Annotated in this window: 23 protein-coding genes; 7 read left to right on the top strand and 16 right to left on the bottom strand. The window is 62.9% G+C overall.

Features of this window, described 5'->3' with window-relative positions:
* Positions 1 to 31 precede the first annotated feature (31 nt).
* The 3 genes from glnQ to glnH all read right to left on the bottom strand — a co-directional run bounded on the left by glnQ (position 32) and on the right by glnH (position 2,249).
* A complete protein-coding gene (glnQ, locus tag AC1DB0_RS00615) occupies positions 32 to 760 on the bottom strand; it encodes a glutamine ABC transporter ATP-binding protein GlnQ (RefSeq protein ID WP_082386948.1) in 729 nt (242 codons plus the stop codon).
* On the bottom strand, positions 757 to 1,413 hold the full coding sequence (glnP, locus tag AC1DB0_RS00620) for a glutamine ABC transporter permease GlnP (protein WP_054421856.1): 657 nt from the start codon (positions 1,411 to 1,413) through the stop codon (positions 757 to 759). The genes glnQ and glnP overlap by 4 nt, the downstream gene beginning before the upstream one ends.
* An 83-nt stretch (positions 1,414 to 1,496) precedes the next feature.
* Positions 1,497 to 2,249, bottom strand: a complete 753-nt coding sequence (gene glnH, locus AC1DB0_RS00625) for a glutamine ABC transporter substrate-binding protein GlnH (RefSeq protein ID WP_054421854.1) — start codon at positions 2,247 to 2,249, stop codon at positions 1,497 to 1,499.
* Positions 2,250 to 2,417: 168 nt separating this feature from the next.
* On the opposite strand from glnH, the gene AC1DB0_RS00630 reads away from it, so the two are divergent.
* On the top strand, positions 2,418 to 3,452 hold the full coding sequence (locus AC1DB0_RS00630; RefSeq protein WP_175169025.1) for a C45 family autoproteolytic acyltransferase/hydolase: 1,035 nt from the start codon (positions 2,418 to 2,420) through the stop codon (positions 3,450 to 3,452).
* A gap of 57 nt (positions 3,453 to 3,509) precedes the next feature.
* Here the strand turns inward: AC1DB0_RS00630 and AC1DB0_RS00635 are convergent, their stop codons facing one another.
* From AC1DB0_RS00635 to nudC, 3 genes are all read right to left on the bottom strand, one after another.
* A complete protein-coding gene (locus AC1DB0_RS00635) occupies positions 3,510 to 7,136 on the bottom strand; it encodes a hydantoinase B/oxoprolinase family protein (RefSeq protein WP_476756802.1) in 3,627 nt (1,208 codons plus the stop codon).
* An 81-nt stretch (positions 7,137 to 7,217) separates the two neighbouring features.
* Complete coding sequence (locus AC1DB0_RS00640) at positions 7,218 to 7,727, bottom strand: winged helix DNA-binding protein (protein WP_476758569.1); 510 nt, start codon at positions 7,725 to 7,727, stop codon at positions 7,218 to 7,220.
* Positions 7,728 to 7,865: 138 nt separating this feature from the next.
* The gene (gene nudC, locus AC1DB0_RS00645; RefSeq protein WP_476756801.1) at positions 7,866 to 8,636 is read right to left on the bottom strand and encodes an NAD(+) diphosphatase; all 771 of its coding nucleotides are present in this window, start codon (positions 8,634 to 8,636) and stop codon (positions 7,866 to 7,868) included.
* Positions 8,637 to 8,915: 279 nt separating this feature from the next.
* Here nudC and AC1DB0_RS00650 point away from each other — a divergent pair, with 279 nt between their 5' ends.
* From AC1DB0_RS00650 to AC1DB0_RS00665, 4 genes are all read left to right on the top strand, one after another.
* Complete coding sequence (locus AC1DB0_RS00650) at positions 8,916 to 9,890, top strand: TRAP transporter substrate-binding protein (protein WP_342065958.1); 975 nt, start codon at positions 8,916 to 8,918, stop codon at positions 9,888 to 9,890.
* Positions 9,891 to 9,897: 7 nt separating this feature from the next.
* Positions 9,898 to 10,398, top strand: a complete 501-nt coding sequence (locus AC1DB0_RS00655; RefSeq protein ID WP_054421843.1) for a TRAP transporter small permease — start codon at positions 9,898 to 9,900, stop codon at positions 10,396 to 10,398.
* On the top strand, positions 10,391 to 11,692 hold the full coding sequence (locus AC1DB0_RS00660) for a TRAP transporter large permease (RefSeq protein WP_054421841.1): 1,302 nt from the start codon (positions 10,391 to 10,393) through the stop codon (positions 11,690 to 11,692). The genes AC1DB0_RS00655 and AC1DB0_RS00660 overlap by 8 nt, the downstream gene beginning before the upstream one ends.
* 350 nt (positions 11,693 to 12,042) lie before the next feature.
* Positions 12,043 to 13,113, top strand: coding sequence for a porin (locus tag AC1DB0_RS00665; RefSeq protein ID WP_476758570.1), 1,071 nt, complete (start codon positions 12,043 to 12,045; stop codon positions 13,111 to 13,113).
* Between the two features lie 74 nt (positions 13,114 to 13,187).
* On the opposite strand, the gene AC1DB0_RS00670 is transcribed toward AC1DB0_RS00665, so the two are convergent.
* From AC1DB0_RS00670 to AC1DB0_RS00700, 7 genes are all read right to left on the bottom strand, one after another.
* Positions 13,188 to 13,994 (bottom strand): putative hydro-lyase, encoded by an 807-nt coding sequence (locus tag AC1DB0_RS00670; protein ID WP_054421838.1) that lies wholly within the window; start codon positions 13,992 to 13,994, stop codon positions 13,188 to 13,190.
* A gap of 10 nt (positions 13,995 to 14,004) precedes the next feature.
* Positions 14,005 to 15,354, bottom strand: coding sequence for an amidase (locus AC1DB0_RS00675; protein ID WP_054422412.1), 1,350 nt, complete (start codon positions 15,352 to 15,354; stop codon positions 14,005 to 14,007).
* Between the two features lie 91 nt (positions 15,355 to 15,445).
* Positions 15,446 to 16,129: a DUF2848 domain-containing protein gene (locus tag AC1DB0_RS00680; protein ID WP_054421836.1), complete on the bottom strand. Its 684-nt coding sequence runs from the start codon at positions 16,127 to 16,129 to the stop codon at positions 15,446 to 15,448.
* 73 nt (positions 16,130 to 16,202) lie between these two features.
* A complete protein-coding gene (locus AC1DB0_RS00685; protein WP_054421833.1) occupies positions 16,203 to 17,486 on the bottom strand; it encodes a TRAP transporter large permease in 1,284 nt (427 codons plus the stop codon).
* Positions 17,483 to 18,103, bottom strand: coding sequence for a TRAP transporter small permease subunit (locus AC1DB0_RS00690; RefSeq protein ID WP_054421830.1), 621 nt, complete (start codon positions 18,101 to 18,103; stop codon positions 17,483 to 17,485). Before AC1DB0_RS00690 ends, AC1DB0_RS00685 begins: the two co-directional genes overlap by 4 nt.
* Before the next feature lie 118 nt (positions 18,104 to 18,221).
* Positions 18,222 to 19,268, bottom strand: coding sequence for a TRAP transporter substrate-binding protein (locus AC1DB0_RS00695; RefSeq protein ID WP_476758571.1), 1,047 nt, complete (start codon positions 19,266 to 19,268; stop codon positions 18,222 to 18,224).
* 367 nt (positions 19,269 to 19,635) lie between these two features.
* A complete protein-coding gene (locus AC1DB0_RS00700) occupies positions 19,636 to 20,541 on the bottom strand; it encodes a LysR family transcriptional regulator (RefSeq protein WP_054421826.1) in 906 nt (301 codons plus the stop codon).
* A 72-nt stretch (positions 20,542 to 20,613) separates the two neighbouring features.
* Between AC1DB0_RS00700 and AC1DB0_RS00705 the strand changes: the two genes are divergently transcribed.
* The gene (locus AC1DB0_RS00705; RefSeq protein ID WP_054421824.1) at positions 20,614 to 21,564 is read left to right on the top strand and encodes a DMT family transporter; all 951 of its coding nucleotides are present in this window, start codon (positions 20,614 to 20,616) and stop codon (positions 21,562 to 21,564) included.
* A 129-nt stretch (positions 21,565 to 21,693) separates the two neighbouring features.
* A complete protein-coding gene (gene fabV, locus AC1DB0_RS00710; RefSeq protein WP_476758572.1) occupies positions 21,694 to 22,884 on the top strand; it encodes an enoyl-ACP reductase FabV in 1,191 nt (396 codons plus the stop codon).
* 48 nt (positions 22,885 to 22,932) lie between these two features.
* Here the strand turns inward: fabV and AC1DB0_RS00715 are convergent, their stop codons facing one another.
* From AC1DB0_RS00715 to AC1DB0_RS00725, 3 genes are all read right to left on the bottom strand, one after another.
* Complete coding sequence (locus AC1DB0_RS00715; RefSeq protein ID WP_175169029.1) at positions 22,933 to 23,241, bottom strand: hypothetical protein; 309 nt, start codon at positions 23,239 to 23,241, stop codon at positions 22,933 to 22,935.
* Between the two features lie 212 nt (positions 23,242 to 23,453).
* Complete coding sequence (gene serB, locus AC1DB0_RS00720) at positions 23,454 to 24,176, bottom strand: phosphoserine phosphatase SerB (protein ID WP_175169030.1); 723 nt, start codon at positions 24,174 to 24,176, stop codon at positions 23,454 to 23,456.
* 18 nt (positions 24,177 to 24,194) lie between these two features.
* On the bottom strand, positions 24,195 to 25,100 hold the full coding sequence (locus tag AC1DB0_RS00725; RefSeq protein WP_054421819.1) for a LysR substrate-binding domain-containing protein: 906 nt from the start codon (positions 25,098 to 25,100) through the stop codon (positions 24,195 to 24,197).
* Positions 25,101 to 25,326: the final 226 nt, after the last annotated feature.

The raw sequence follows: 25,326 nt of genomic DNA on the forward strand, positions 1-25,326 counted from the left end.
GATACAGGGCTTTTTCATGTGCGCGAGCGCATCACTTCACGTGTTGCAGGAAATCCTTCAAGCGCTGGCTGGGCGGATTGCTAAGCAGTTCGGCGGGCGGGCCATCGTGCGCAATCTTGCCCGCATCGATAAAGATCAAGCGGCTGCCCACCTTGCGGGCAAATTCCATTTCATGCGTGACGACCACCATCGTCATGCCTTCTTCCGCCAGGTCGCGCATCACCTTCAGCACTTCGTGGCGCAGCTCCGGGTCCAGCGCCGACGTGGGTTCATCGAACAGCATCAGTTTGGGCTTGATGGCCAGCGCCCGGGCAATGGCCACGCGCTGCTGCTGCCCGCCGGAAAGTTCGGCCGGATAGTGGTTCATGCGTTCGGCCAAGCCCACCTTGTTCAGCAGCGCCTTGGCCAGCTCGCGGGATTCGTCGCGCCCTTGTCCGCGCGTGTGCACGGGGCCGAACATGACGTTTTCCAGCGCGGTCATCTGCGGGAACAGGTTGAACTGCTGAAACACCATGCCCGCTTCACGGCGGATCTCGCGCACTTGTGCGGCATCGCCCTTGACGCTCAGGCCGTCGACCAGCAAGTCGCCATCATTGATGGTTTCAAGCACGTTGATGCAACGCAGGAAGGTGGATTTGCCGGACCCCGAGGGGCCGACCACCACCACGACTTCGCCCGCATCGATGTTCAGCGAGATGCCGTTCAGCACCATGGACTCGCCGAAGTGCTTGGTGACGTTGTGAAATTCAACCATGCTCATAGTATGCGCATCCTCTTTTCCACCAGGTGCAGGCTCAACGCCATCAGCCCCGTCAGGATCAGGTAGATGATCGCGACAGCGGACCAGATTTCAACGGCGCGAAAGTTGCTGGCCATGATTTCCTGGCCCTGACGCGTCAGCTCGGCCACGCCGATCACGATGAACAGCGAGGAATCTTTCAGGCTGATGATGCACTGGTTGCCCAGCGGCGGGATCATGCGGCGAAACGCCACCGGCCCGATGATATGGAACAGGATCTTGTGAAAGGGAAGCCCCATCGCCTGCCCGGCTTCCTTCAAGCCCTTGTGCACGGACAGCAGCGCGCCGCGCACGATTTCGGAAATGTAGGCGCCCGAATTGATGATGAGGGTAACGATGGCGGCCCATTCCGCATCCACGCGTATGTTGGCCAAGAGCGGCAAGGCGAAGTAGATGAACATCACCTGCACAACGATCGGCGTGCCACGGATGATCGCCACATAGACCTGCGCGATGCCCGACAAGATGGGGTGCCCGTAAGCGCGAGTGACGCCCGACAGCGCCCCCAATAGAAAGCCGCCGAACAAACCCCAGAACGTGATCTTGATGGTCATCAGCGTACCCTCAAGCAGATTGGGTAACGCGCCTTCAATTACGGTCCAGTCAAACTCCACGATTCCCCCTCTGGCGCCATTGCGCCTTGCAATGGCGGGACCGTCCACCGGACGGCCCCGAATGCACAGCAGAATCCGTCAGCTTACGGCTTCTTGCCGAACCACTTTTCGTAGATGGCGTCGTACTGGCCGTTGGCCTTCAGGGTGGCCAGCGCCTTGTTCACTTGCGGAACGAGTTCGCTGCCCTTGGGGAAAGCGATGCCGTAGAAGTCGCCGCTCTTGACCGAGCCCACCACCTTCACGCGGCCCTTGCCCGCCGTATTGGCGTAGTACTGGACGTTGGGCGTGTCGTGCACGGCGGCATCGACGCGGCCGGTGGCCAGTTCAAGGTAGGCGTTGTCGATGTTCGGGAACAGCTTGAGCTTGGCGTCCGGCACCTGGGCCTTCAGGAAGTCGACCGTGGCGGTGCCGGTCTTGACGGCGACCGTCTTGCCGGAGAGCGACTTGGCGTCTTTGATGTCGGTGTTCTTGTCGCCGACCAGAATGGCCAGCCCGCTTTCGTAGTACGGGTCAGAGAAGTCGATGACCTTCTTGCGGTCGTCGCGAATCGTGATGCCCGCCAGCGCGGCGTCGATGTTCTTCGTTTGCAGGCCGGGGATGATGCCGTTGAAGTCCATCGGCTGAAGCTTGTACTTCAGGTTGAGTTCCTTGGCGACCGCTGCCCAGAGATCAATGTCGAACCCCACATAGGTATTACCCTGCTTGAATTCGAACGGCACGAAAGCGGTATCGGTGGCCACCACCAATTCCTTGCCTTGGGCCTGGGCGCCGGAGGCGGCGCCAAACATGGCCACGGACAGGCCGACCAAGGCGGCGGCGACTTTACGTTTGATCATGAAACTCTCCTCTTGGGGACCGTCCGGCACCCCGGGGTTGTTGTAGGGGCATGATTCCTGGGCTGCGCCGGGGTCTCCGGTGCAACTTACTGGCGATCTTACTGCATCCGTCCCCACCCGGCAGAGCTTAGAAAAATTACAATCCCCATGACACCCCGGAGAATCCCCATGCCCTACAAATATGTACGCATTGCCGGAAACCGGCGTCAGGTGGGTCAGGCGCTGGGCAAGTTGGCGCGGCCGCTGATGTCGGTGTATTTGAATCAAAGCAGCACGTGGGATGCGCTGCGACGCTGGCGCGGCCACCCTTATGTGGCCGAACTGGGACAGCAGGCGCAAGCCGCACTGCCAGAGATCTGGGAAGAACTCGAAGGGCTGGCCGACGGCTTGCGCATGCCGATCGAAGACGTGCTGCTGTGGAATTGCCGGGGCGACTTGCTGCACAGCACCACAGACGGCTGCACCACCGTGGCATTGAAAGCGGCGGACGGCTCCCGCTGGATCGGCCACAACGAAGACGGCGACCCGTATCTGTATGGCCGCTGCCACCTGGTGGACGTGGCGCTGGAAGACGGGCCTGGCTATCTCAGCTTCTATTACCCGGGCTCATTGCCCGGCCATACGTTCGGCGCCAACCGCGCCGGTCTCGTTCAAACCATCAACAACCTGCGCACGCGGCAACGCCATCCCGGCGTGCCGCGTATGTTTTTGGCGCGCGCGGTGTTGGACTGCACGACGCTGGATCAGGCGATTTCGCTATTGCAGGATCTGCCACATTCAGGGGGGTTCCATCACACCTTGGGCAGCGCGACAGAGCCGCGATTGATCAGCGCCGAAGTCACGCCCGGCAGCGTGTCGGTGTTGGAAATCGGCACGCGGTATGGGCATGCCAACCACATGGTGCATGGCAAGACCCGGGGGCAGGCGCAGATCATCACCGAATCGTCGCGTGAGCGGCAGAACCGGATCGAAGGGATCGTAGACGGGTGGTCGCCCGAAACGGGAAGCAGCGATTTGTTGGCGGCGCTGCACGATAAGTTGGGCGCGTTGCCCATCTTGCGTACGGACGAGAAGGACCCCGACGGCGAAAACACGCTGGCGACGGCAGTGTTCGAGATTCGCGATGAGGAAGTGACCTTGCGGGTGTATGACCGCAAGACCATGGCCGATATCGCGCTGGATGTGATGTCGGACCCGGATTGAAAAGGCCCGCCTGATCAGACGGGCCTTTTGGTTGATGACCGCAAGCGACTGTGCGGATTACGCCGCGCCGTAGCCGCCGCCGCCCGGGGTTTCGATCACGAAGATGTCGCCCGGATGCAGTTGGGCGCTATCTTGCGGGCCCAGCTCCTGGACCGTGCCGTCAACGCGTTCGATCGTGTTGCGGCCCATCGCGCCGGGTTGCCCGCCCGCCAAACCGAACGGTGCGAAGCGGCGGTTGTTGGACAGGATGGCGGCCGTCATGTCTTCCAGGAAGCGAATGCGGCGCACACCGCCCTCGCCGCCCGGATACCGGCCGGCGCCGCCCGAGCCCTTGCGGATCTCGTAGGATTCCAGGCGCACCGGGAAACGGAACTCCAACACTTCCGGGTCCGTCAGGCGCGAGTTCGTCATGTGGGCTTGYACCACCGACGTGCCAGCGAAACCTTCGTCATGCGGGCCTGCCGCGTCGATGCGCACCGGGCCTGCGCCCGTACCGCCCGAGATGGTTTCGTAGTACTGGTGGCGCGCGTTGCCGAACGTGAAGTTGTTCATCGTGCCCTGGCTGGCCGCCAGCACGCCCAGCGCGCCATACAGCGCGTTGACGATGCACATGGACGTTTCCACGTTGCCCGCCACCACCGAGGCCGGCGGGTTCGGACGCAGCATCGAGCCTTCCGGCACGATGATGGACAGCGGCACCAGGCAACCATCGTTCAGCGGGATGTCGTCATTGACCATCGTGCGGAACACATACAACACCGCCGCCACGGCGATGGCGCCGGGTGCGTTGAAGTTGTTGTCCAGCTGCGCCGACGTGCCGGTGAAGTCCACCACCGCGCTGCGCGCCTGCGTATCCACGGTTACCGCCACACGAATCACCGCGCCGTTGTCCAGCGGGTACTCGTAGCTGCCGTCTTTCAGCACCGAGATGACGCGGCGCACGGCCTCTTCGGCGTTGTCTTGCACGTGGCCCATGTAGGCGCGCACCACATCCAGACCAAAGTGGTCGCACATGCGCAACAGCTCTTGAACGCCCTTCTCGTTGGCGGCGATCTGCGCATGCATGTCGGCAATGTTCTGATCCGGATTGCGCGCGGGCCAGCGGCCCGAACCCAGAATGTCACGCGCGGCCTGGTCACGGAATTCGCCGTTCTTCACCAGCTGGAAGTTGGTGAACAGCACGCCTTCGTCTTCCACCGTCTTGGAATCCGGCGGCATGGAGCCCGGTGTGGTGCCGCCAATATCGGCGTGATGGCCGCGCGAGCCCACATAGAACAGGATCTCGCGTCCGGCATGGTCGAACACCGGCGTGATGACGGTGACGTCAGGCAAGTGCGTGCCGCCGTGATACGGGTCGTTCACCACGTACGCGTCGCCCGGCATCATGCGGCCGGCGTTGGCGTTCATGACCGTGCGCACCGATTCGCCCATCGACCCCAAGTGCACCGGCATATGCGGCGCGTTGGCGATCAGGCGGGCCTGGGCATCAAAGATGGCGCACGAGAAATCCAGGCGTTCCTTGATGTTGACCGAGTACGCCGTGTTTTGCAGGCGGTAGCCCATCTGTTCAGCGATCGACATGAAGAGGTTGTTGAACACCTCGAGCATGACGGGGTCCGCCTGCGTCCCGACCACACGGCGTTCGGCACGCTCTTCCACGCGGCGGATCACAAAGTGATCCTGCTGCGTCAATTCCGCCTGCCAGCCGGGTTCAACCACGGTCGTCTGGTTGGGCTCGGAAATGATGGCGGGGCCCGCCACCACGTCACCGCCCGCCATGTCTTCGCGCACATACAAGGGCGTGTCGCGCCACTCGCCCGCGCTGTACATGCTGACCACGCGGCGCGGCGCCAAGGCGCCCTCGCGGGTGCGCGAAACGCTGGTCTCGCTCACGCGCTCGCCGCCACCCGTGGCTTCCACCGAAATGGTTTCCACCACCAGTTCGCGGTTGGGCATCAGGAACGAATAGCGCTGGCGATAGGCGGATTCGAAGTCGCGGCGCGCCTGATCCAGATCGGAAAACGCCACTTCCAGCGCCGTGTCCGTGCCGCGATACTTCAGATGCAGACGGCGCTGCACGCTGATGTCGGCTTCGGGCACGTGCTGACGGCGCAATTCGCCCACGGCCTGGCCGGCGAGCGTGTCCAGTTCGTCTTGCAACACGCCCATCAAGTCGGCGTCCAGCACCTTTTCAACGGTCTTCTGACGCATGTCCGTCTGGTCCGCCAAGCCCATGCCATAAGCAGACAACACGCCGCCCAGCGGATGCGCGAAGACGGTGGTCATGCCCAAGGCGTCGGCCACCAGGCAGGCGTGCTGCCCGCCCGCGCCGCCGAACACGGTCAGCGCATATTCAGTAACGTCGTGGCCGCGCTGCACCGAGATGCGCTTGATGGCCTCGGCCATGTTGCCCACGGCGATTTCCAGAAAGCCTTCGGCCAGTTGTTCCGGCGTCATCTCGCGGCCGGTGGCGCCACGCACTTCGTCGGCCATCGCCGAGAAGCGTTCCACGACCGCATCACGGTCCAGCGCTTCATTGGCGTCGGGGCCGAAAACCTTCGGGAAGAAGTCGGGCTGGATCTTGCCCAACAGCACGTTGCAGTCGGTCACGGCGAGCGGGCCGCCACGGCGATAGCAGGCGGGGCCTGGGTTGGCGCCCGCCGAATCGGGGCCGACGCGCAAACGCGCGCCATCAAAATGCAGGATCGACCCGCCGCCTGCCGCCACCGTATGGATGCTCATCATCGGTGCGCGCATGCGCACGCCTGCGACTTGCGTTTCGAATTCGCGTTCGAATTCGCCCGCGTAGTGCGATACGTCGGTAGACGTGCCGCCCATGTCAAAGCCGATCACCTTCGGGAACCCGGCGATTTCGCTGGTCCGCACCATGCCGACGATGCCGCCGGCCGGGCCAGACAGAATGGCATCCTTGCCGCGGAAGCGATGCGCGTCGGTCAGGCCGCCGCTGGATTGCATGAACATCAGGCGGATGCCCGGCAATTCGCCCGCCACCTGGTCCACATAGCGCTTCAGAATGGGCGACAAGTACGCGTCGACCACCGTCGTGTCGCCACGCGACACGAACTTGATCAGGGGGCTGACCTCGTGCGAGGCCGACACCTGCGTGAAGCCCACTTCGCGTGCGATGCGGGCGGCGCGCTGTTCGTGCGCCGTGGTGTGCCAGGCGTGCATGAACACAATGGCAACCGCGCGGATGCCGCTGTCATAGGCCGACTGCATGCCGGCGCGCAGGCCCGCTTCGTCCAGGTCGCGGATGACTTCGCCATCGGCCGCCACCCGCTCATCGGCTTCAACGACCGACTCGTAGAGCATTTCGGGCAGCATGACGTTGCGGTCGAACAGGCGCGGCCGGTTCTGATACGCAATGCGCAGGCCGTCGCGAAAGCCACGCGTCGTCACCAGCAAGGTGCGCTCGCCTTTGCGTTCCAGCAAGGCGTTGGTGGCAACCGTCGTGCCCATCTTTACGCATTCGACCAGATCGGCAGGTACGGGCTCGCCCGGCGCCACGCCCAGCAGCTTGCGGATGCCGGCAACCGCCGCGTCACGGTACTGCTCGGGATTCTCGGACAGCATCTTCGCCGTCGTCGTCGTGCCATCGGGGCGGCGCGCCACGATGTCGGTAAAGGTACCCCCACGATCAATCCAGAATTGCCACTTCTTCATGCGTAGTCCTTGAGAACGAACGGCCACGACGCGTCGCGCCGCGGTCAGTTGCAGGTAAACGGGGCCGTGCCCGAATGGGAATCAGAGAGAGGTTGCCGCCCGGGCCGCCTGGTCGTACAGGCCGGACAATGCGCGCAAGGTGTGCGCCAGCTGGCGGCTGAAATCCAGCCCGCCCCCGCCCGGCCCGTCCAGGCCGGCAGTGAGGCATTGCTCGCGGATATCGCCGTAGCGTTTCAGCACGGCGGCGCCTTCGGGCGTGACGCTGTAGAACACTTCCTTGCTGCTGCGTTCGCCCTTGACCACGCCCAGGCGCTCCAGCTTCTTCAGCGCGTAGCTGACGATGTGGGTGTCTTCGACGTTAAGGGTGAAGCAGATATCGGCCAGCTTCTTGGCGCGCTGCCGGTGATAGACGTGGTGAAACACCATCACGTCGGTGGGCGTCAGGTCGGGCAGCCCGGCCKCGGCCATGCAGCGCACGGTCCAGCGGTCAAAGGCATGGCTGGCGATCATCAGCCCGAATTCAACTTCGGACAGATCGGGCGCGCTACCGCCCGCCAAGTGGGCGGACGAGGCAATCAACGTAGGGCTCATGACACGCTTTCGCCAAAATTATCTGAGCGAAATACTAATAATTTATGAATACTTCATCCATAAAAAATTAGTCGAAGACGGCCGAAATGCCCTCTTTCGAGGGAATACCCCTAGCGTTTTTGCGTCGGCGGCGCGAGTTTAAGGCACCGACCAGCCCATCGGCAGATTGGCGCCGATGAGCCAGCCCGCAATCGAGATGCGCGGCGCGATGTCGGGCATCGGGTCGCCCGGGCCGAACCAGCGCGCGTCGGCAATTTCGTCTTCCTGCACGCGGATATCGCCCGATACGTAGTCGGCGGTGAACGCCACCATCAGCGAATGCGGGAACGGCCACGACTGGCTGCCGAAGTATTGAAGGTTGCCGACCTTCAGGCCGACCTCTTCATAGACTTCCCGGTGCACGGTCTGCTCGATGCTTTCGCCCGGTTCGACAAAACCCGCCAGCGCCGTGTAACGCGCCGTGGCGGTGGTGGTGTGCTTGGCAAGCAGAATGCTGTCGCCCTTGCGGATCAGCACCATCATCGCAGGCGAAATGCGCGGGTATGCCGAAAAACCGCAAGACGGGCAACGCAGACAGAACTCGTGCGACACGCGTTCGGTGGGCGTGCCGCAAGCGCCGCAAAAGCGGTGCGTGCGCGCCCATTCCGAAATCTGATACGCCCGGCCCGCCAGCGCCATGCGTTCGTCGTCGAACACACCAAACAAGGAACGCAGCTTCTTGAATGCGTAACCCTGGGGCGCTTCGATGCCGGGCTCGACGTGCACGGTGCGGTACGGCGAATCCGGGGTCATGGACACACGTTGCAAGGCGGCGGGCGCCAAGCCGATGCGTTCGCACAACGCCGTATCCGGCAACACGCTGGACGCTTCTTCGACCAGCAATTCATCACGGCGGAAAACGAAATTCACAAGGGCCTCTGCACTGCGTTTTTGACTTCGCAATGTTAGAAGAAAAATGTGCGCTTGAATGTGTCCCCGCGAGGGTTACCGTGAACTTTGAACCTTCAACCAATGAACAACAGACGTTCCTAGGAATTACCCGTAAACACGCGATTTCCCGCGCCCTGTTACCGCACAGCAACATAGAATGTGACGGCTTTTCGGCAGCGCGTCACGCGCGCAGCAGTCTCTTTCGCAATGCCTATCGGGCACAACCCGTCTTCATCATTCGCAAAGAAGGACCCATCCATGTACAAGAAAATCTCGCTGCTGGCTGGCAGCATCATCCTGGCGTTCAGCGCGGGCGCACAGGCTCAAACCAAATGGGATCTGCCCAGTGCCTACCCGGCAAGCAACTTCCACGTTGAGAACCTGACGACCTTCATCAAGGACGTCGACACGCTGTCTGAAGGCAAGCTGAAGATTCAGCTGCACAACAACGCGTCCTTGTACAAGGCGCCGGAAATCAAGCGCGCCGTGCAAGGCAACCAGGCGCAGATCGGCGAAATCCTGCTGACCAACTTCGCCAACGAAGACCCGATCTACGAATTGGACGGCCTGCCCTTCCTGGCCACCGGCTACGAAGCGTCGTTCAAGTTGTATCAAGCGCAAAAGCCGTTCCTGGAAAAGAAGCTGGCCTCGCAAGGCATGACGCTGCTGTACGCCGTGGCGTGGCCGCCCCAAGGCATTTTCGCCAACAAGGACATCAAGCAGATCAGCGACATGAAGGGCCTGAAGTGGCGCGCGTACAGCCCCGTCACGGCCAAGATTGCCGAACTGGTCGGCGCGCAACCGGTGACGGTGCAGCAGGCTGAATTGGCGCAGGCGCTGGCAACGGGCGTGATCGACTCGTACATGTCGTCGGCCTCCACCGGCTACGACACCAAGACCTACGAATACATCAAGAAGTTCTACGACACGCAGGCCTGGCTGCCCAAGAACGCCATCATCGTGAACAAGAAGGCCTTCGATGCGCTGGACCCCGCGACCCAAGCCGCCTTGAAGAAGGCCGGTGCGCAAGCCGAGGAACGCGGCTGGAAGCTGTCGCAGGAAAAGAACAAGTGGTATCAGGAAGAGCTGGCCAAGAACGGCATGGAAACCATCAAGCCCACCGTGGAATTGAAGGAAGGCCTGTCGGTTATCGGCAAGCGCATGCTTGAAGACTGGCTGAAGAAGGCGGGCGCCGACGGCCAAGCCATGATCGACGCCTATAAGAAGCAGTGATATCGCCATGCGCCGCTTTCTAGATGGTCTTTACGGCGCGGCCGGCCTGTTGGCCGGCTTGTGCACGATTGGCGTGCTGGTGTCGGTGCTGGCGGCGATCATCGCCCGCCAGCTCAGCTTCAATATTCCGGGCACCGACGCCTACGCCGGGTACTTCATGGCCGCCGCAGGCTTCCTGGCGCTGGCCAGCACGTTCAAGCACGGCGAACACATCCGCGTGACGCTGCTGTTGAATTCGCTGTCCCCCGCTGGCAGCCGCCGGCTGGACATTTTCGCCTTGGCGGTCGGCTGCCTGCTCGCCGCCGCCTTCGCCTTCTTCAGCGTCAAGCTGACGTATGACTCCTGGCTGTTCAACGACATCTCCACGTCCAACGACGCCACCCCGCTCTGGATTCCCCAGATCACGATGGCGGTGGGTACGGTCTTGTTCCTGATCGCTCTTATCGACGAACTGGTCCGGCGTTCGCGCGGCCTGTCCGCCGCTACTTCGCAGCAAACCCATGAATGAACTTCTCGTCATTACCCTATTGGTCGTCTCGATCTTTGCGCTGCTGGGCTGCGGAGTCTGGGTTGGCCTGACGCTGGCAGGCACGGCCTGGATCGGCATGGAGATTTTCTCCAGCCGCCCGGCGGGCGACGCCATGGCCGTCACGATCTGGGGCGCGTCGTCCAGCTGGACGCTGACCGCCCTTCCCTTGTTCCTGTGGATGGGCGAAATCCTGTTCCGCACCCGCTTGTCAGAGGATCTGTTCAAGGGCCTGGCGCCCTGGCTGAACCGCCTGCCGGGCCGGCTGCTGCACACGAACGTGATCGGCTGCGCCATTTTTGCGGCCGTGTCGGGCTCGTCAGCCGCCACCTGCGCAACGGTTGGCAAGATGACCATCCCCGAACTGACGCGCCGTGGCTACCCCGAGGACAAGATCCTGGGCACGCTGTCGGGCGCCGGTACGCTGGGCCTGCTGATTCCGCCATCGATCATCATGATCGTCTACGGCGTGGCGGCAGACGTGTCGATTGCCAAGCTCTTCATCGCCGGCATCGTGCCGGGCATTCTGCTTGCCTTGCTGTTCATGGGCTATATCGCGTGGTGGGCGATCCGCAACCCTGGCCAGGTGCCGAAGGCGGACCCCGGCATGTCGTTCATGCAGAAGCTGTCGCAATCGCGGCACCTGATTCCCGTGATGCTGCTGATTGGCGCCGTGCTGGGTTCCATCTATACCGGTATCGCCACCGCCACGGAAGCGGCGGCGGTGGGTGTGGTGGGTGCGCTGATCCTGTCCGGCCTGCAAGGCTCGCTGAACCTCTCAACGTTCAAACAATCGCTGCTGGGCGCGACGCGCCTGTACTGCATGATTGCGCTGATTCTGGCGGGTGCGCAGTTCCTGACGCTGGCGATGGGCTATATCGGCCTGCCGCGCGCGCTGGCGGAATGGATCGGCGGACTGGGCTTGTCGCAGTTCGGCCTGATCATGGCGCTGATGGTGTTCTTCATCGTGCTGGGCTGCTTCCTGGATGGCATTTCGATTGTCGTGCTGACCATGGGCGTGCTGCTGCCGACCGTGCAAGCGGCCGGTATCGACCTGATCTGGTTCGGCATCTTCATCGTTTTCGTGGTGGAAATGGCACAGATCACGCCGCCGGTTGGCTTCAACCTGTTCGTGCTGTCGGGCATGAGCGGACGCGAGCTGCCTTACATTGCGCGCGCCTCGCTGCCCATGTTTTTCCTGATGATTCTTGCCGTGCTGCTGCTCTATGTGGTGCCCGGCATTGCAACGTGGCTGCCTTTGCACATGACGCTGTAAAGCGCTTGGGCAACACCCACAAACCCCGGTCCTGGACCGGGGTTTTTTTTGGAACAATCGCGCCATTGTTCCGCACACGACGCGGTTTTGAGGATCTGTAAACCAGGGAAAACGCCAAAAACAAATTGGTACTACACAACCCGTAACTTTTTTAGAATCCCCTGGCGCTAATCCGTTGCACCACTTTGGCGCAGTCGACCCTGCAATTACCGCTATTGGGCCTACGCTCCGGACCCCTCGCTTATTCAAAGCGTCGGTGCAAAGGCCCAGCGTCCGACGATCCGCCAGGCGCAACAGACCGGGCCACAAGCCTGGAGCAACCAAAAACAGCTACACAGGAGGAGTCCTCAGTGAAACGCATCACCCTTACGCTCGCCGCAGCCGGTCTCGGCTTGGCAGCCGGCGCCGCTTCCGCCGAAACCAGCGTCACGCTCTACGGCATTGCCGACGTCAGCATCCGCTACCTGAGCACCAGCGCCGGCAGCGTTGGCCAGGACGGCAGCCGCGTCTCGATGGAAAACGGTGCTATCTCCAACAGCCGTTGGGGCCTGCGCGGCTCGGAAGACCTGGGCAACGGCAACCGTGCCTTCTTCCGCCTGGAAAACGGCTTCAACATGCAGAACGGCAATTCGTCGGCCACCGGCAAGACGTTTGGCCGCCTGGCCTACGTTGGCCTGGACGGCGGCAACATCGGCCAGTTGACCTTGGGTCTGCAGAACACGCCGATGTTCGACCTGCTGGCCGACTACTTCGACCCGCTGACCGTCGGCAACTACGACCAGAACGCCTGGCTGCCCGCCGCCATGTCGCGCGTGCGCACCAACAACATGACCAAGTACGCCAACACCATTGGCGACCTGTCGCTGGCGTTGTCGTGGGCGAACGGCGAAAGCTGGGAAGACCACAAGGCCGGCCAGCAATACGGCGCCAGCCTGCGCTACATGGTCGGCAAGCTCGGCCTGGGCGCGGCGTACCAGCAGACCTATGACGGCGGCAATTCCGACCTGCGCCAGCGCGTCTGGAACTTGAACGCGTCCTACCAGTTCGATAGCGCCAAGGTGTTCGCCGGCTACTACAACGGCCGCGACGAAACGGGTTGGGTCAACGCCGTCATGGGCGGCACCACCACCGCCAGCCTGGACCGCAAAGACAACGGCTATTTCGCCGGCGTGACGTGGCAAGCCACCCCGCGCTGGGCCATCACCGGCGCCGGTTACTACGACCAAAGCAAGAACGTGGTCACCGACGGCGACAAGGGCAAGCGCTACGCGCTGGTTGCCGTGGCCGAGTACTCGCTGTCCAAGCGTTCGCAAGTCTATGGCACCGTGGACTGGAACAAGGTCAGCGATGCCGCCAGMGGCGAAATCGCCGGCAAGAGCAACCAGGTCGGCGCAGCCGTGGGCTTCCGCCACATCTTCTAAGACCTGCACGCATTGCGGCGAACCCCCGCCGCGTAAAAAAAAGCCCATCGTGTTTGCGATGGGCTTTTTGCTTTCTACAGCATCGCCATGCGGCTGTTGATGAGGTCTGTCACCAGCATGTGGCCCGGCGCATGCGTGATGCAGAAGTCCGGGCGCACCGACGCCACCACCGATTGCGGCGTGACGCCGCAGGCCCAGAACACCGGCATTTCGCCCGGCCGGATCTCAACCGCATCCCCGTAGTCGGGGCGATTGATATCCGCAATGCCGATCAGTGACGGGTCGCCGATGTGTACCGGCGCGCCGTGCACAGACGGAAATCGCGACGTGACCTGAATGGCGCGGATGGCATCCGCCGCCTTCAACGGTCGCATCGACACCACCAGCGGGCCGCTGAAGGCGCCAGCGGGGTGCGTGGGGATGTTGGTGCGGTACATGGGCACGTTGCTGCCCTGCTCGATGTGGCGCACCGGCAGGCCGTTGTCCAGCATCGCTTCTTCAAACGAGAACGAGCAGCCGATCAGGAACGACACCAAGTCATCACGCCAGATATCCCGCACGTCCGTAGGCTCGGCGATGAGCTCGCCATCCTTCCAGACGCGATAGCGCGGGATATCGGTACGGATATCGATGTCAGCGCCCAGCTCCGGCAGCGCCGGGTTGCCGGGTTCAGACATCGCCAACAACGGGCATGGCTTCGGGTTGCGCTGGCAGAAGTGCAGGAAATCTGCCGCGAGCGCGCGCGGCAGAATCGCCAGATTGGCCTGCACATGCCCGGGAGCCAGATTCGCGGTGGGTCCGGTCAGCAGCCCGCTGCGCGCGTCCAGACGCGCTTGGCGGGCCAGCTCAACACTATTGCGTACGACGTTGGCGGACACCATGACATTCCTTTTAACGTGCGGCCAGCAGGTCTTCCACTGCCTGGCCAATGGCCAGGACGCGGCGGTCGGCGCCATTGCTGGCGGCGATCATCAGACCGACCGGCGCGGTGCCTTCGGCATGGCACGGCAACGACAAGGCGCAACCATCCAGGAAGTTGATCAGCGTGGGGTTGCGCAGGATCAGGCCGTTGGCGGCGTAGTAGGCGTCATCGGATGCGGCCAAATCCGCCACCGCCGGCGCCACGATGGGCGTCGTCGGCATGATCAGGGCATCGTAGCCGGCAATGCGGTGATCCACCGCCGCCACCCACGCTTCGCGTGCGTCAAGCAAGTCCAGATAGTCGGCGGCGCTCATGTCCTGGCCGCGCATGATGCGCGACACCACGCGGGGGTCGTAGCGCTTGCCGGCGCGCGCGATCAGGCCGCGATGCCAGGCCCACGCTTCCGCAGCGGTGAAGCCGCCCTTGCTGTTGATGCTGCCCAGCTCGGCGAATTCGGGGATGGCGATTTCATCCACCAGCGCGCCCGCTTCCTTCAAGCGCGCGACCGTGGCGGCGAAGGTGTCCGCAACGTGCTTTTCCATGGCGTCCAGCGCCAGCGTGGTCGGCACTGCCAGGCGCAGGCCGCGCAGCGGCATGGCTTCCGGCACCGGGCCGCCGTCGCCCGACAGAATGGCGTCCAGCTCGGCGCAGCAGCGCACGCTGGCGGCGATGGGGCCGATGGAATCCAGGTTGGCCGACAAGGGCAGCACACCCGTCATGGACACGCGCCATGCGCTGGGCTTGAAACCCGTCAAGCCGCACAGCGCGGCCGGAATGCGCACCGAACCGCCCGTATCCGAACCGATGCCGGCCGCGGCCATGCCGTCGGCGACAGACACTGCGGCGCCCGAGGACGAACCGCCAGGAATTCGGCCGGTCTTGCGGTCATAAGGATTGAGCGGCGTGCCGTAGTGCGGGTTGATGCCCAGGCCCGAATACGCGAATTCGGTCATGTTGGTGCGGCCGATGATGACGGCGCCCGCGGCGATCAAACGCTGCACGACTTCGGCATTGGCATCCGCCGCCGGTTCGCCTTCGCGGGCGACCGAACCGGCCATGGTGGTTTCGCCTTCGATGTCGAACAAGTCCTTGATGCTGATCGGCAAGCCTTCCACCGCCGAACGGACGATGCCGGCCGCGCGCAGGGTGTCGGAAGCGCGCGCCTGAGCCAACGCCGACTCGGCGTACAGCTTGGTGAACACGCGGGCGCCCTCGCCCGCTGCGTCTTGTGCGCGCGCCAGCGCAGCTTCGGTCAGCTCGACGGAGCTCGCGCGGCCCTCGCTCAGGGCCAAGGTCAGTTCATTCAAGGTCGAAACCATCATTGTCCTCGTGCCGACTTGCGGCGTAAAAGTGCGAACAGGCGCGCCCCATGGGAACGCGCCGGGTGTTCAATGCCGTGCGTGATCAGAATCAGGCCACGACAGGCAGCGATTCCACATGATAGCGGTGGCTGATCGTGCGTTGGAGGCGCGGATCGAACAGTTCCATCGTGAAATCAGCCGCGGCGCGGATGCCGCCAATGGCGCCCACGGTGCCGCACGTCATGCCCGCGCCTTGCGGCAGAACCGCTGCGCCGCCGGTGTAGCCAGCGATCAGGTCTTGCGGCGTGCGCAACGTGGACAGCGGGCCTTCCTGGTACAAGACCTTTTCGCCGTTTTCAACAATGTACGAACGGATGACCAATTCGTCCCAGTAGTCGGCCACGTCGGCCAAACGCCAGGCTTCGGTCGCGACCGGCTTCACGCAAACCTGCTTGGACATGGCGACGCTGACCGTCTCCAGCTTGCGGTCGGTGTGGTCGGACGCGATGCTGACGTACATTTCGCCGTCCACCGCGAACACAAAGGTTTCCACTTCGCCCGACGACTCTTCGCCCACCGCTTGCACGTGCTCGGCTTGCGTCAGCTGGTTGTCGGCGATGCGGTAGTACAGCGGCACGCTGGTGGGACGCGGCACGCCAATGGCGGCCAGTTCTTCGATGTGGTGCTCGATGGCGGCGATGTCGCGACCGGCCCAGCCGGCCACGATCAGCGTGTTGAAGTCCACTTCCACTTGGCGGGGATTGGCGTCGTTGAGATTGAATACGGCTTTCATATCAGTCCTGCGAATTTACGGGTGGAAAACGGTGCGGCCGCATGGGGCCGCACCCAAATCAAGCAAATGAAGCTCAGCCAAACGCGCGCGGCAGCCACAGCGCGATGTCGGGCCAGAACGCCAGCAAAGCCAGCATCACGAACATGGCGCCCACGAACGGTAGGCTGCCCACAATGACGGCGCTCATGGAGCCGCTCTTGCGCAGGCTCTGCACCACGAACAGGTTCAGACCCACGGGCGGGGTAATCAGGGCGGCTTCCACCAACACGATGATCACGATGCCGAGCCAGATCGGGTCATAGCCCAGGCCGATCATGATGGGCGCAACGATGGGAATCGTCGTGATCATCATGGACAGCGTTTCCATGAAGCAGCCCAGCACCAGATAGAAGATCACCACGATCAGCAGCATCCAGCCCGGCGACAGGCCCAGGCCGGTGATGGATTGCGTCAGCGCATCCGTCAGGCCGGTGGCCGACATGACAAAGTTCAGGAAGCTGGCCGCGATGACGATCAGCATGATCATCGCCGTGGAACGCATCGTGCCTTCCATTACTTCGCGCAGCATGTTCCAGGTCAAGCGCCGGAACCAGGCCGCCAGGATGAACGCGCCCAACACGCCCAACGCGGCCGCTTCCGTCGGCGTGGCCAGGCCCGCGTAGATGGAGCCCACGACCAGGAAGAAAATGCCCATCGGCGGCGCCAAGTGCACCAGGCTGGCGAAGCGTTGGCCCCACGTCGCATGAATCTTCTTGCCGCCCCAGGACGGCTTGGCCACGCAAGCGACAACGACCGTCAACATGAACAACGCGGCCATGGCAAAGCCGGGGATGATGCCCGCCAGGTACAGCTTGGGCACCGACGAGTTCGTCAGCACGCCATAGATGACCAGGTTGATCGACGGCGGAATCAGGATGCCCAGCGTGCCGCCCGCGGCCAAACTGCCCAGGAACAGCGGCTCGTTGTAGCCATACTTGCGGATCTGCGGAATGGCGACGGTACCCACCGTGGCCGCAGTGGCCACGCTGGAACCGGAGGTGGCCGAGAACAGCGTCGAAGCGCCGATGTTGGCGTGCATCAGCCCGCCCGGCAGCCACGACAGCCACAGGCTCATCGCGCTGTACATACGTTCAGCGAAGCCTGCGCGCAGCAGCACTTCACCCAGCATGATGAACAGCGGAATCGCCACCAGCAGGAACTCGTTATTCGAGCTCCAGGAAATTTCACCGATGGCGCGCGACAGCGGCAGCATCGAGAACAGCGGGTCCAGGATCAGACCCAACACGCCAAGCGCCGCGCCCACGGGAATGGACAGGCCGATCAGCACCAGCAACAACGTCAATGCGGTGGAAATCATGCCGCTTCTCCCTTCACCATGCGCTCGCCTGCGGCGGCTTCTTCGTCAGCTTCTTCCTGCGCGGAACGCACGCCGCAGATTTGCTTGACCAGTTCGATGTCACCCGTGACCAGCGCGGCCGACGCACGCGCCAGCATCAACGCCACGGTGATGCACATCCAGGCCAGGCCCAGCATCCACAAGCCCTGCGGAATCCACAACGGGGTCGCAAGCGGCGTGTTGGCCGCGGACTTCTGCATCCATGAGGTTTGCACCACGTCGTAGGCGTAGTAGGTCAGGAACACCATGAAGACGGCCATGGCCACCATGGAAATCCAATCCAGCACGGCCGACAGGCGCACCGGCAAATATTGGTAAAGCACGTCAACGCGCACGTTGGCGCGCTGCAAGGTGGCGAACGCCAAGGCCCACGAGGTACTGATGGCGAAGGCGTAGCTGGACAATTCGTCCGCGCCGCCGGTGTTGAAGCCCAGGAATTTGCGGGCCAGAACGTCAAAGGAGATCAGCAGCACGCTGGCCACCGTCAAGGCGCCGCCGGCCCAGACGGCTGCGCGCGAAAAACTCTCGGCGCGCCGCAACAGGCCGCCCAGCAGGCGGAAGTGTTCGGTTTGGGTCATGAGTGGAACCTCTGCGGACATAAGCCCGGAATTGGACATAAGCCCATAATTGGACATACGCCCCTAATGACAAGCCAGACAACGCGCCGCCGCAAAAGGCGGCGGCGCGCTGTGACGCTTACTTGCTGGCGGTCAGGCCCAGCGTCTTGCCAATGGTGGCGTTGAAGTCTTTCACGCACTGGGCCGAGCAACGGGCGGCCCACTTCGGCAGCACGGCTTCGTTGGCAATCTTCTTCAACAGCGCACGGTCGGCGTCCGACGGCTGAACCAGAACCATCTTGCCCTTGACCGGGAACGGGCAAGCGGCAGCGCCCGTGTTGCAGTCATAGCCTTCCTGCGTCTGGCGCGCGGCGCCTTCCCAGATGTTGTCGACCAGCGTCTTCACGTTGGCTTGCAGGAACGTGCGCACGGCGGGGTCCAGCTTGTCCCAGGCCTTCTGGTTGACGGCGTGGATCTGCTGGTTCCAGTTGATCGGCAGCGCAACCAGGTGCGTGGACACTTCGTACCACTTGGCCGAATAGCCCGACAGCGAACCCGTGATGGCGCAATCCACCACCTTGTTCTGCAAGGCCGGCACCACTTCACCGAAGGCCATCGTCACGCTGGAACCGCCCAGCGCTTCAACGAATTCGGCGGTGGTGCGGCTGCTGGTGCGAACCTTCTTGCCCTTGATGTCGGCCAGGCCCTTGATGTCTGCATTGCAGAACAGCACTTGCGCGGGATAGGTCGAAATGCCCAGCAGCTTGACGTTGTTGCCTTCGCCGTAGAGCTTGGCGTAGACGGGTTCGAATGCATCGGTGACGKCGCGCGCGGTCTTGACGTCCGGCGCCAGGCCGGCCAGGTCGATGGCTTCGTTGATGGGGTTGTCGCTGGCGAAGTACGACAAGGTGGCGGTGCCGAATTCGACCACGCCTTGCGACATCAGGCGCAGCAGCTCCGGCCCCTTCAGGCCCATTTCGTTGAAGCCCTTGATGTCGGCCGTGACCTGACCCTTGGACAGCTCAGGAATGGTCTTGGTCCAGAACGGCTTTTCGTAGTCGTTGTACGCGGTCAAGTTGGACAGGCCGCCCACGACCTTCAAGTGGGTCTTGGGCAGATCTTGTGCGTGGACGGCGCCGGCCAACAAGCTGGCAGCGACGGCGGCGAAAACAAGAGACTTCTTCATGGACAAAACTCCTGGCTGGCGGGATGGTCTATCGCGCGCGGGTTCCCGTTATCCTGGTCGCACGCGGGTGGAATGTGGGATTCAGGGACGGGAGTCAAGCGTTGGCCAATTCATGTTTTTTCCCCCGCACTGTGTATCCAGGCGCTACTTATTGATATGACGCCATTGCATCGTCAGGGGCGGCCAGCGTCCAATCGTTAGTTGCGATGTGGGGGTATAAATTTTTCTTGGGTCTCGCCGGACAGGCGGGGAGAAATTTCGCAATACCCAGCATTGGCGCGGGTTTGCAGGCAGCTGACACGGCTGTTCGCGACGGTGCTGCCCGACTGATTTGAACCTGCGACGGCCCCCGGCCAGGGGAAAACACCTAGAGCGGAATGCCGCCTTCGGCCTGCGCCGCGACCTTCTGCGCCATCTGCGCAATGATCCGAACCGCATGGCTGTCTGGCCCTTGCACCCACGTCGCCGTGAAATTCAGCTCGGGCAAGGGGTCGGCCTGAACTTGCAGGATGCGCAGTTCGCCCCGCGCAAGTTCCTTGCCCAGAAACACCGGCGCGATGACGCTGGTGCCGATGCAGTCTTGCGTCATACGCACCACCATCGACATCGACGCGCTGCCATACATGCGCGGCGACGTCACGCCCGCGCGCGTCAGCATGTCACGCACGACCCGGTACGGCGCGCTGTTGGACGGGTACGTGATGATGGGCAGCTTGCCGATACGTTCAAGCGTCAAGGGTTCAGGGCCCAGGTCCAGCGCGGGGCTGGCGACCCAGGCCAGCGGATAGCTGCACAGCGGCAGGTTTTCCACGCGCGCCTCAAGCACCGGCCCCATCAGGAAGGCCAGGTCAATCTGACGCGCCATCAGGTGCGGGCGCAGCACATGCGTGGTGTCCACTTCAATTTCCAGCACCAGCGCCGGATAGGTGGAGTGAATCAATTCAATCAATGCGGGCAGCCACGTCTGCACGATGGTTTCCGCCACACCAATACGCACCGTGCCTGTCATGACGTTTTGTTCGCGGGCCGCTTCGAACATATCGCGCCGCACTTGCAGCATGCGTTCGGCGTGGGACAGAAGCTCGTGACCCTTGGCCGTCAGTTTGACGCCGCGCGCCTCGCGTTCGAACAGCAACACGCCCAGATCGGCCTCAAGCGAGGCAATACGCTGCGACACCGCGGGTTGCGTGGTGTTGAGCTTATCCGAGGCCGCGCGGAAGCTGCCCAGGCGGGCGACCCAGAAAAAAGTCTCGATGTTGCGTAATTCGATCATTGATTGGTCTGTTTCCCCTGCGCGATGGGCGTATTATGGCAGCCGCCCATCCCCCCATCCAGGAGCTTGTCCATGTCCCCCGGTCGCCCGCAAGCCGCCGCGCCCGCCACCCGCGGTCCGCTCGTCGGAATTTTGCTGCTGGTGCTATCGATGTGGACGCTGTCGTGCCTGGACGCCAGCGGGAAATGGGTGATGAACGCAGGGGTGCCGCTGCTGGTGCTGTCCTGGTTCCGATACGTGGTGCATTTGATTCTGGTGCTGGCGCTGGTACTGCCCGCCAAAGGCGTGAGCGTGCTGCGCAGCAATCGCCCGCGCGAACAACTGATACGCGGCGGCTCGATGTTCCTGGCCACGCTGATGTTCTTCACCACGCTTAGCTACATTCCGCAGGCCGAGGCCACGGCCATCAACTTTCTGGCGCCGCTGCTGGTGCTGTCGCTGGCGCCCTGGGTGTTGAAAGAGCCCGCCCGATTGTCGCGCTTCGTCGCGGCCGGCATTGCGTTCATTGGCGTGATCATCGTCATCCGGCCGGGCGGCGGCCTGCATCCTATTGGCACCATTTTCGGGCTGCTGACGGCCTGTTGCTTCGCCGCGCAATTCATTGCGACGCGACGGGTCGCGGGCGACGATCCGTTCACGTCGCTGATCTGGAGCGGCGCGGTGGGCACAGCCTGCCTGACGCTTACCCTGCCCTTCGTGCTGCCCGGCGCGTTACCGGTGCTGCAATCCTTGTCCGCCTTCGATTGGTTCCTGCTGATCTCTACCGGCGTCACGGGCGGCGTCGGGCATCTGTTCCAGATCGCCGCCTACCGGCGCGCACCCGCCTCCACGCTGGCGCCCTTCATCTACTTGCAGATCATCAGCGCGACATCCGTGGGCTGGCTGGTCTGGGGCCATTTCCCTGACCCGCTGACCTGGCTGGGCATCGCCATCATCTGCGCCAGCGGCATCGGCATTGGTCTGGTGGAATGGCGCCGCAGCCTGGCAAGCGGTGCGGCCATCGCACGGCAAGCCGCCCGCTGAATCCACGGCGCCCCGCTACGGGCGGACGCGCCAGCGCGCTCGGGCGGCCTCCCGTACAATGCTCGTCGCTTTTTGCGCATCCGCGCATGGGCGTTCCCGGCATCTGGCAATTCCCCGAGCGAGGTCTTCATGATCATCAAGCCCCGTGTGCGCGGCTTCATCTGCGTCACCACCCATCCCGTCGGCTGCGAAGCCAATGTCAACAACCAGATCGACTACGTCAAGGCGCAAGGTCCGATAGCCGGCGGCCCCAAGCGCGTGCTGGTGTTGGGCGCGTCGACCGGATATGGCTTGGCGGCGCGCATCAGCGCAGCGTTCGGCTGTGGCGCACAAACGCTGGGCGTGTTCTTCGAACGCCCGGCCGAAGCCACCAAGGCGGGCACGCCCGGCTGGTACAACAGCGCMGCCTTCCATCGCGCGGCCGACGCCGCCGGCCTGTATGCCAAGAGCATCAACGGCGACGCCTTCTCTGATGAGATCAAGCAAAAGACCATTGCCGCCATCAAGGCGGATCTGGGCCAGGTTGACCAGGTGATCTACAGCCTGGCCGCGCCGCGCCGCACGCACCCGACTACGGGCCAGGTCTTCAATTCCACGCTGAAACCCATCGGCCACGCCGTGAACCTGCGCGGCCTGGACACCGACCGCGAAGTGGTGAAAGAGTCTGTGCTGGAACCGGCCACGCAAGCCGAGATCGACGCCACCGTTGCCGTCATGGGCGGCGAAGACTGGCAAATGTGGATCGACGCGTTGCTTGAAGCCGGCGTGCTGGCCGAAGGCGCCACCACCACCGCCTTCACGTACCTGGGCGAAAAGATCACGCACGACATCTATTGGAATGGCTCGATCGGCGCCGCCAAGAAAGACCTGGACCAGAAGGTGCTGGACATCCGCGCCAAGCTGGCTGCACGCGGCGGCGACGCGCGCGTGTCGGTGCTGAAAGCCGTGGTCACGCAAGCCAGCTCGGCCATCCCGATGATGCCGTTGTACCTGTCGTTGCTGTTCAAGGTAATGAAGGCGCAAGGCACGCACGAAGGCTGCATTGAACAGGTCTACGGCCTGTACAAAGACAGCCTGTGCAGCGACACGCCCATCCTGGATGCGGACGGCCGCCTGCGCGCCGACTACAAGGAACTGGACCCGAGCGTGCAGGAACAAGTGCAGGCGCTGTGGAACCAGGTCACCAGCGACAACATCTATCAGCTGACCGATTTCGCCGGCTACAAGCAGGACTTTCTGCGCTTGTTCGGCTTTGAAATTGAAGGTGTGGATTACGAAGMCGATGTGGACCCGGCCGTTGAAATTCGCGGCCTGATCTAAGCGCTTGGCGCCAAGCGGGGGGATTGCCCCCCCCCCGCATTTACCGCATCAGAGATATTCCAGCGTCACCACGCGGCGCTGCCGCTCGGGCGCGCCATTGGCGCCGGGTTCGGGGGTAAAGGTTCTGGTGCTGACCTTGACGACATTGTCACGCACCAAGGCCGGCTGGCCGGCGGGCGCCACGCAATTCACCTGAGGCATCGACCGGGCGGAGAGGCCCGTCGTACCCACCTGACAGCGGGTCTGCTCAACAATGGCGCCCACGAACCGGATGGTGCCTCCCGCGGCATTCGCTGCCAGCGGAACCCACATCGACACAGACAGCGTGGCGGCAATAACGGAGACGCGAATAGTCATGATCACTCCCAGTCGTTGGCAGAAAGACACAAATAAATGTCTTTCTTGTTAGTGATTACGGCTGGTTAGCGAACAACTTAAGTCATGCACGGCGGGCATGACCGTGCCGCTTCCATCAACGCTCCTTGCCGTAACCTTCGTACCTAACGATGTCAATCAGACTACGCTCAAGTTTTATTCGGATCAATCCGAAATTTATCTAAAAGCGCCGCTTACTTTGCGTCTTCTGTCCGAATCAGCGCCAGCAGCTGATCCAGTCCGCCTTCATCAATCGCGACATTGACTTCCTGTCGCACCGCCGGTTTGGCGTGATAACCCACGGACAAACCTGCTGCCCGCATCATGGGAAGATCGTTCGCGCCATCGCCCACGGCAATGGCGCGTTCCGGCCCGACGCCACGTTGTGCGCACACTTCCAACAACTTGCGGCGCTTTTCCTCGCCGTCGCAGATGTCGCCCCACGCTTGCGGCAACAGCTTGCCCGTCAAGCGTCCGTCGACAATGTCCAGCACGTTGGCGCGTACATCGTCCAAGCCCAATCGCACACGCAAACGGTCGGTGAAACACGTGAAGCCGCCCGTCACGAGCAGGCACGTCAAGCCGGCCGCTTTGCATGCGGCGATCAACGTTTCAGCGCCTGGGTTGATGCGCACGCGCTGTTCGTAGACCTCATCCAGCAAGGCTTCAGGCATACCAGCCAGCAACGCCACGCGGTCTCGCAGGCTTTGCTTGTAGTCGACGATGTCGCCACGCATCGCGGCTTCGGTCAGGGCAGCCACTTCGGCCTTCTTGCCCATCAGGTCGGCCATTTCGTCCAGCGTCTCGATGGAGATCAGCGTGGAGTCCATGTCGAAGGCGATGACGGCGTAGTCGGACAATGCAAGCGGCGGCGTGATGCCACGCCACTGCACGCCGGGAATGGCAGAGGGAAACATGGGGGAGTCCTTTGTCTTTCAGGGATGAGCCAGGCCGTGCTGCTGCGCACACAGCCATGCGATGAACAATTGCGCCGACGCCGCCGCCGGGCCGTCTTGCCGGTAGAGCGCATGAATGCCGGCGTTGGGCAGGTGCGGCTGGGCAAAGAGCGGACGCAGGCGGTCCGCGCGAATATCGTCTTCCAGCAAGCACCACGGCGCCAACGCAATGCCCAGGTCATTCATGGCGGCCTGCATGCACAGAAATTGATGGTCGAAGACCGGCCCTGGCAATTGCGCCGGCACATCCACCTTGGCCAATGCAAACCAGCGCGGCCAGTGATCCATGCCGCCGGATATTTTCAATAACGGATGCGCAAGACAATCGGCCGGCGTGTTCAGCCGGTTGCGTTCAATGAAACGCGGCGACGCCACCGGCACATGGAAATCATCCAGGCAATGCACGCAAGCCAGTTCGGCGTGCGCCATGAAGCCATGGCGGATGAGCACATCGCTGCCGGTGTCACCCCCACGATCCAGAAACGGACGGGCCTGCGTGCTGAGCTGCACGTCGATACCAGGGTGCTGCGCCTGGAACGTCGACAGGCGCGGGATCAGCCACTTCATGGTCAGCGACGGCGTGGCGCACACGCGCAGCACGCCCCCATAGGCGGGCGACTTCAGAGCGGCGGTGGCGGCAGCGATGCGTTCCAGGCTGGCCTGCACTTCCGGGAAGTACGCTTGCGCGCACGGCAACAGCGCAACGCCTCGCGCTTCGCGCGCGAACAGCGGCTGCCCCACATACTCTTCAAGAATGCGGATCTGCTGGCTGACGGCGCTATGCGTAATGCTCAGCTCGTCGGCGGCGGCGGTGAAGCTGCGCAAACGCGCCGCCGCTTCAAACACGCGCAACGCCTTCAATGGCGGCAGACTCGGCCCCGCCATCTCAGCGCGCGTCCGCCCGTGCGCCGGCGCGGCGCAAGCCTGTGCTGCTCTTATTCACGTTTACCCTTGTGATTTATGTATGGGCAGCGTGGCCATGCCGTCCGCGCCTGCCCTATTCTGTTCTGCCGCATTCTAGGGGATAGCGGCGGCGCCGACCTCTTAGAAAATCTAACGCCATGTCTTAAAAAACACTGCTGGTCGACCGCAACAGCCGTTCCTATGATGC

The sequence above is a fragment of the Achromobacter sp. 10T422 genome, from assembly GCF_056394065.1.

What these genes read in the sequence shown, in the direction of transcription:
- glnQ (WP_082386948.1), bottom strand. Translation starts at nt 760, where the DNA reads ATGAGCATGGTTGAATTTCACAACGTCACCAAGCACTTCGGCGAGTCC.
- glnH (WP_054421854.1), bottom strand. Translation starts at nt 2,249, where the DNA reads ATGATCAAACGTAAAGTCGCCGCCGCCTTGGTCGGCCTGTCCGTGGCC.
- AC1DB0_RS00630 (WP_175169025.1), top strand. Translation starts at nt 2,418, where the DNA reads ATGCCCTACAAATATGTACGCATTGCCGGAAACCGGCGTCAGGTGGGT.
- AC1DB0_RS00650 (WP_342065958.1), top strand. Translation starts at nt 8,916, where the DNA reads ATGTACAAGAAAATCTCGCTGCTGGCTGGCAGCATCATCCTGGCGTTC.
- AC1DB0_RS00655 (WP_054421843.1), top strand. Translation starts at nt 9,898, where the DNA reads ATGCGCCGCTTTCTAGATGGTCTTTACGGCGCGGCCGGCCTGTTGGCC.
- AC1DB0_RS00660 (WP_054421841.1), top strand. Translation starts at nt 10,391, where the DNA reads ATGAATGAACTTCTCGTCATTACCCTATTGGTCGTCTCGATCTTTGCG.
- AC1DB0_RS00670 (WP_054421838.1), bottom strand. Translation starts at nt 13,994, where the DNA reads ATGGTGTCCGCCAACGTCGTACGCAATAGTGTTGAGCTGGCCCGCCAA.
- AC1DB0_RS00675 (WP_054422412.1), bottom strand. Translation starts at nt 15,354, where the DNA reads ATGGTTTCGACCTTGAATGAACTGACCTTGGCCCTGAGCGAGGGCCGC.
- AC1DB0_RS00680 (WP_054421836.1), bottom strand. Translation starts at nt 16,129, where the DNA reads ATGAAAGCCGTATTCAATCTCAACGACGCCAATCCCCGCCAAGTGGAA.
- AC1DB0_RS00685 (WP_054421833.1), bottom strand. Translation starts at nt 17,486, where the DNA reads ATGATTTCCACCGCATTGACGTTGTTGCTGGTGCTGATCGGCCTGTCC.
- AC1DB0_RS00690 (WP_054421830.1), bottom strand. Translation starts at nt 18,103, where the DNA reads ATGACCCAAACCGAACACTTCCGCCTGCTGGGCGGCCTGTTGCGGCGC.
- AC1DB0_RS00700 (WP_054421826.1), bottom strand. Translation starts at nt 20,541, where the DNA reads ATGATCGAATTACGCAACATCGAGACTTTTTTCTGGGTCGCCCGCCTG.
- AC1DB0_RS00705 (WP_054421824.1), top strand. Translation starts at nt 20,614, where the DNA reads ATGTCCCCCGGTCGCCCGCAAGCCGCCGCGCCCGCCACCCGCGGTCCG.
- AC1DB0_RS00715 (WP_175169029.1), bottom strand. Translation starts at nt 23,241, where the DNA reads ATGACTATTCGCGTCTCCGTTATTGCCGCCACGCTGTCTGTGTCGATG.
- serB (WP_175169030.1), bottom strand. Translation starts at nt 24,176, where the DNA reads ATGTTTCCCTCTGCCATTCCCGGCGTGCAGTGGCGTGGCATCACGCCG.
- AC1DB0_RS00725 (WP_054421819.1), bottom strand. Translation starts at nt 25,100, where the DNA reads ATGGCGGGGCCGAGTCTGCCGCCATTGAAGGCGTTGCGCGTGTTTGAA.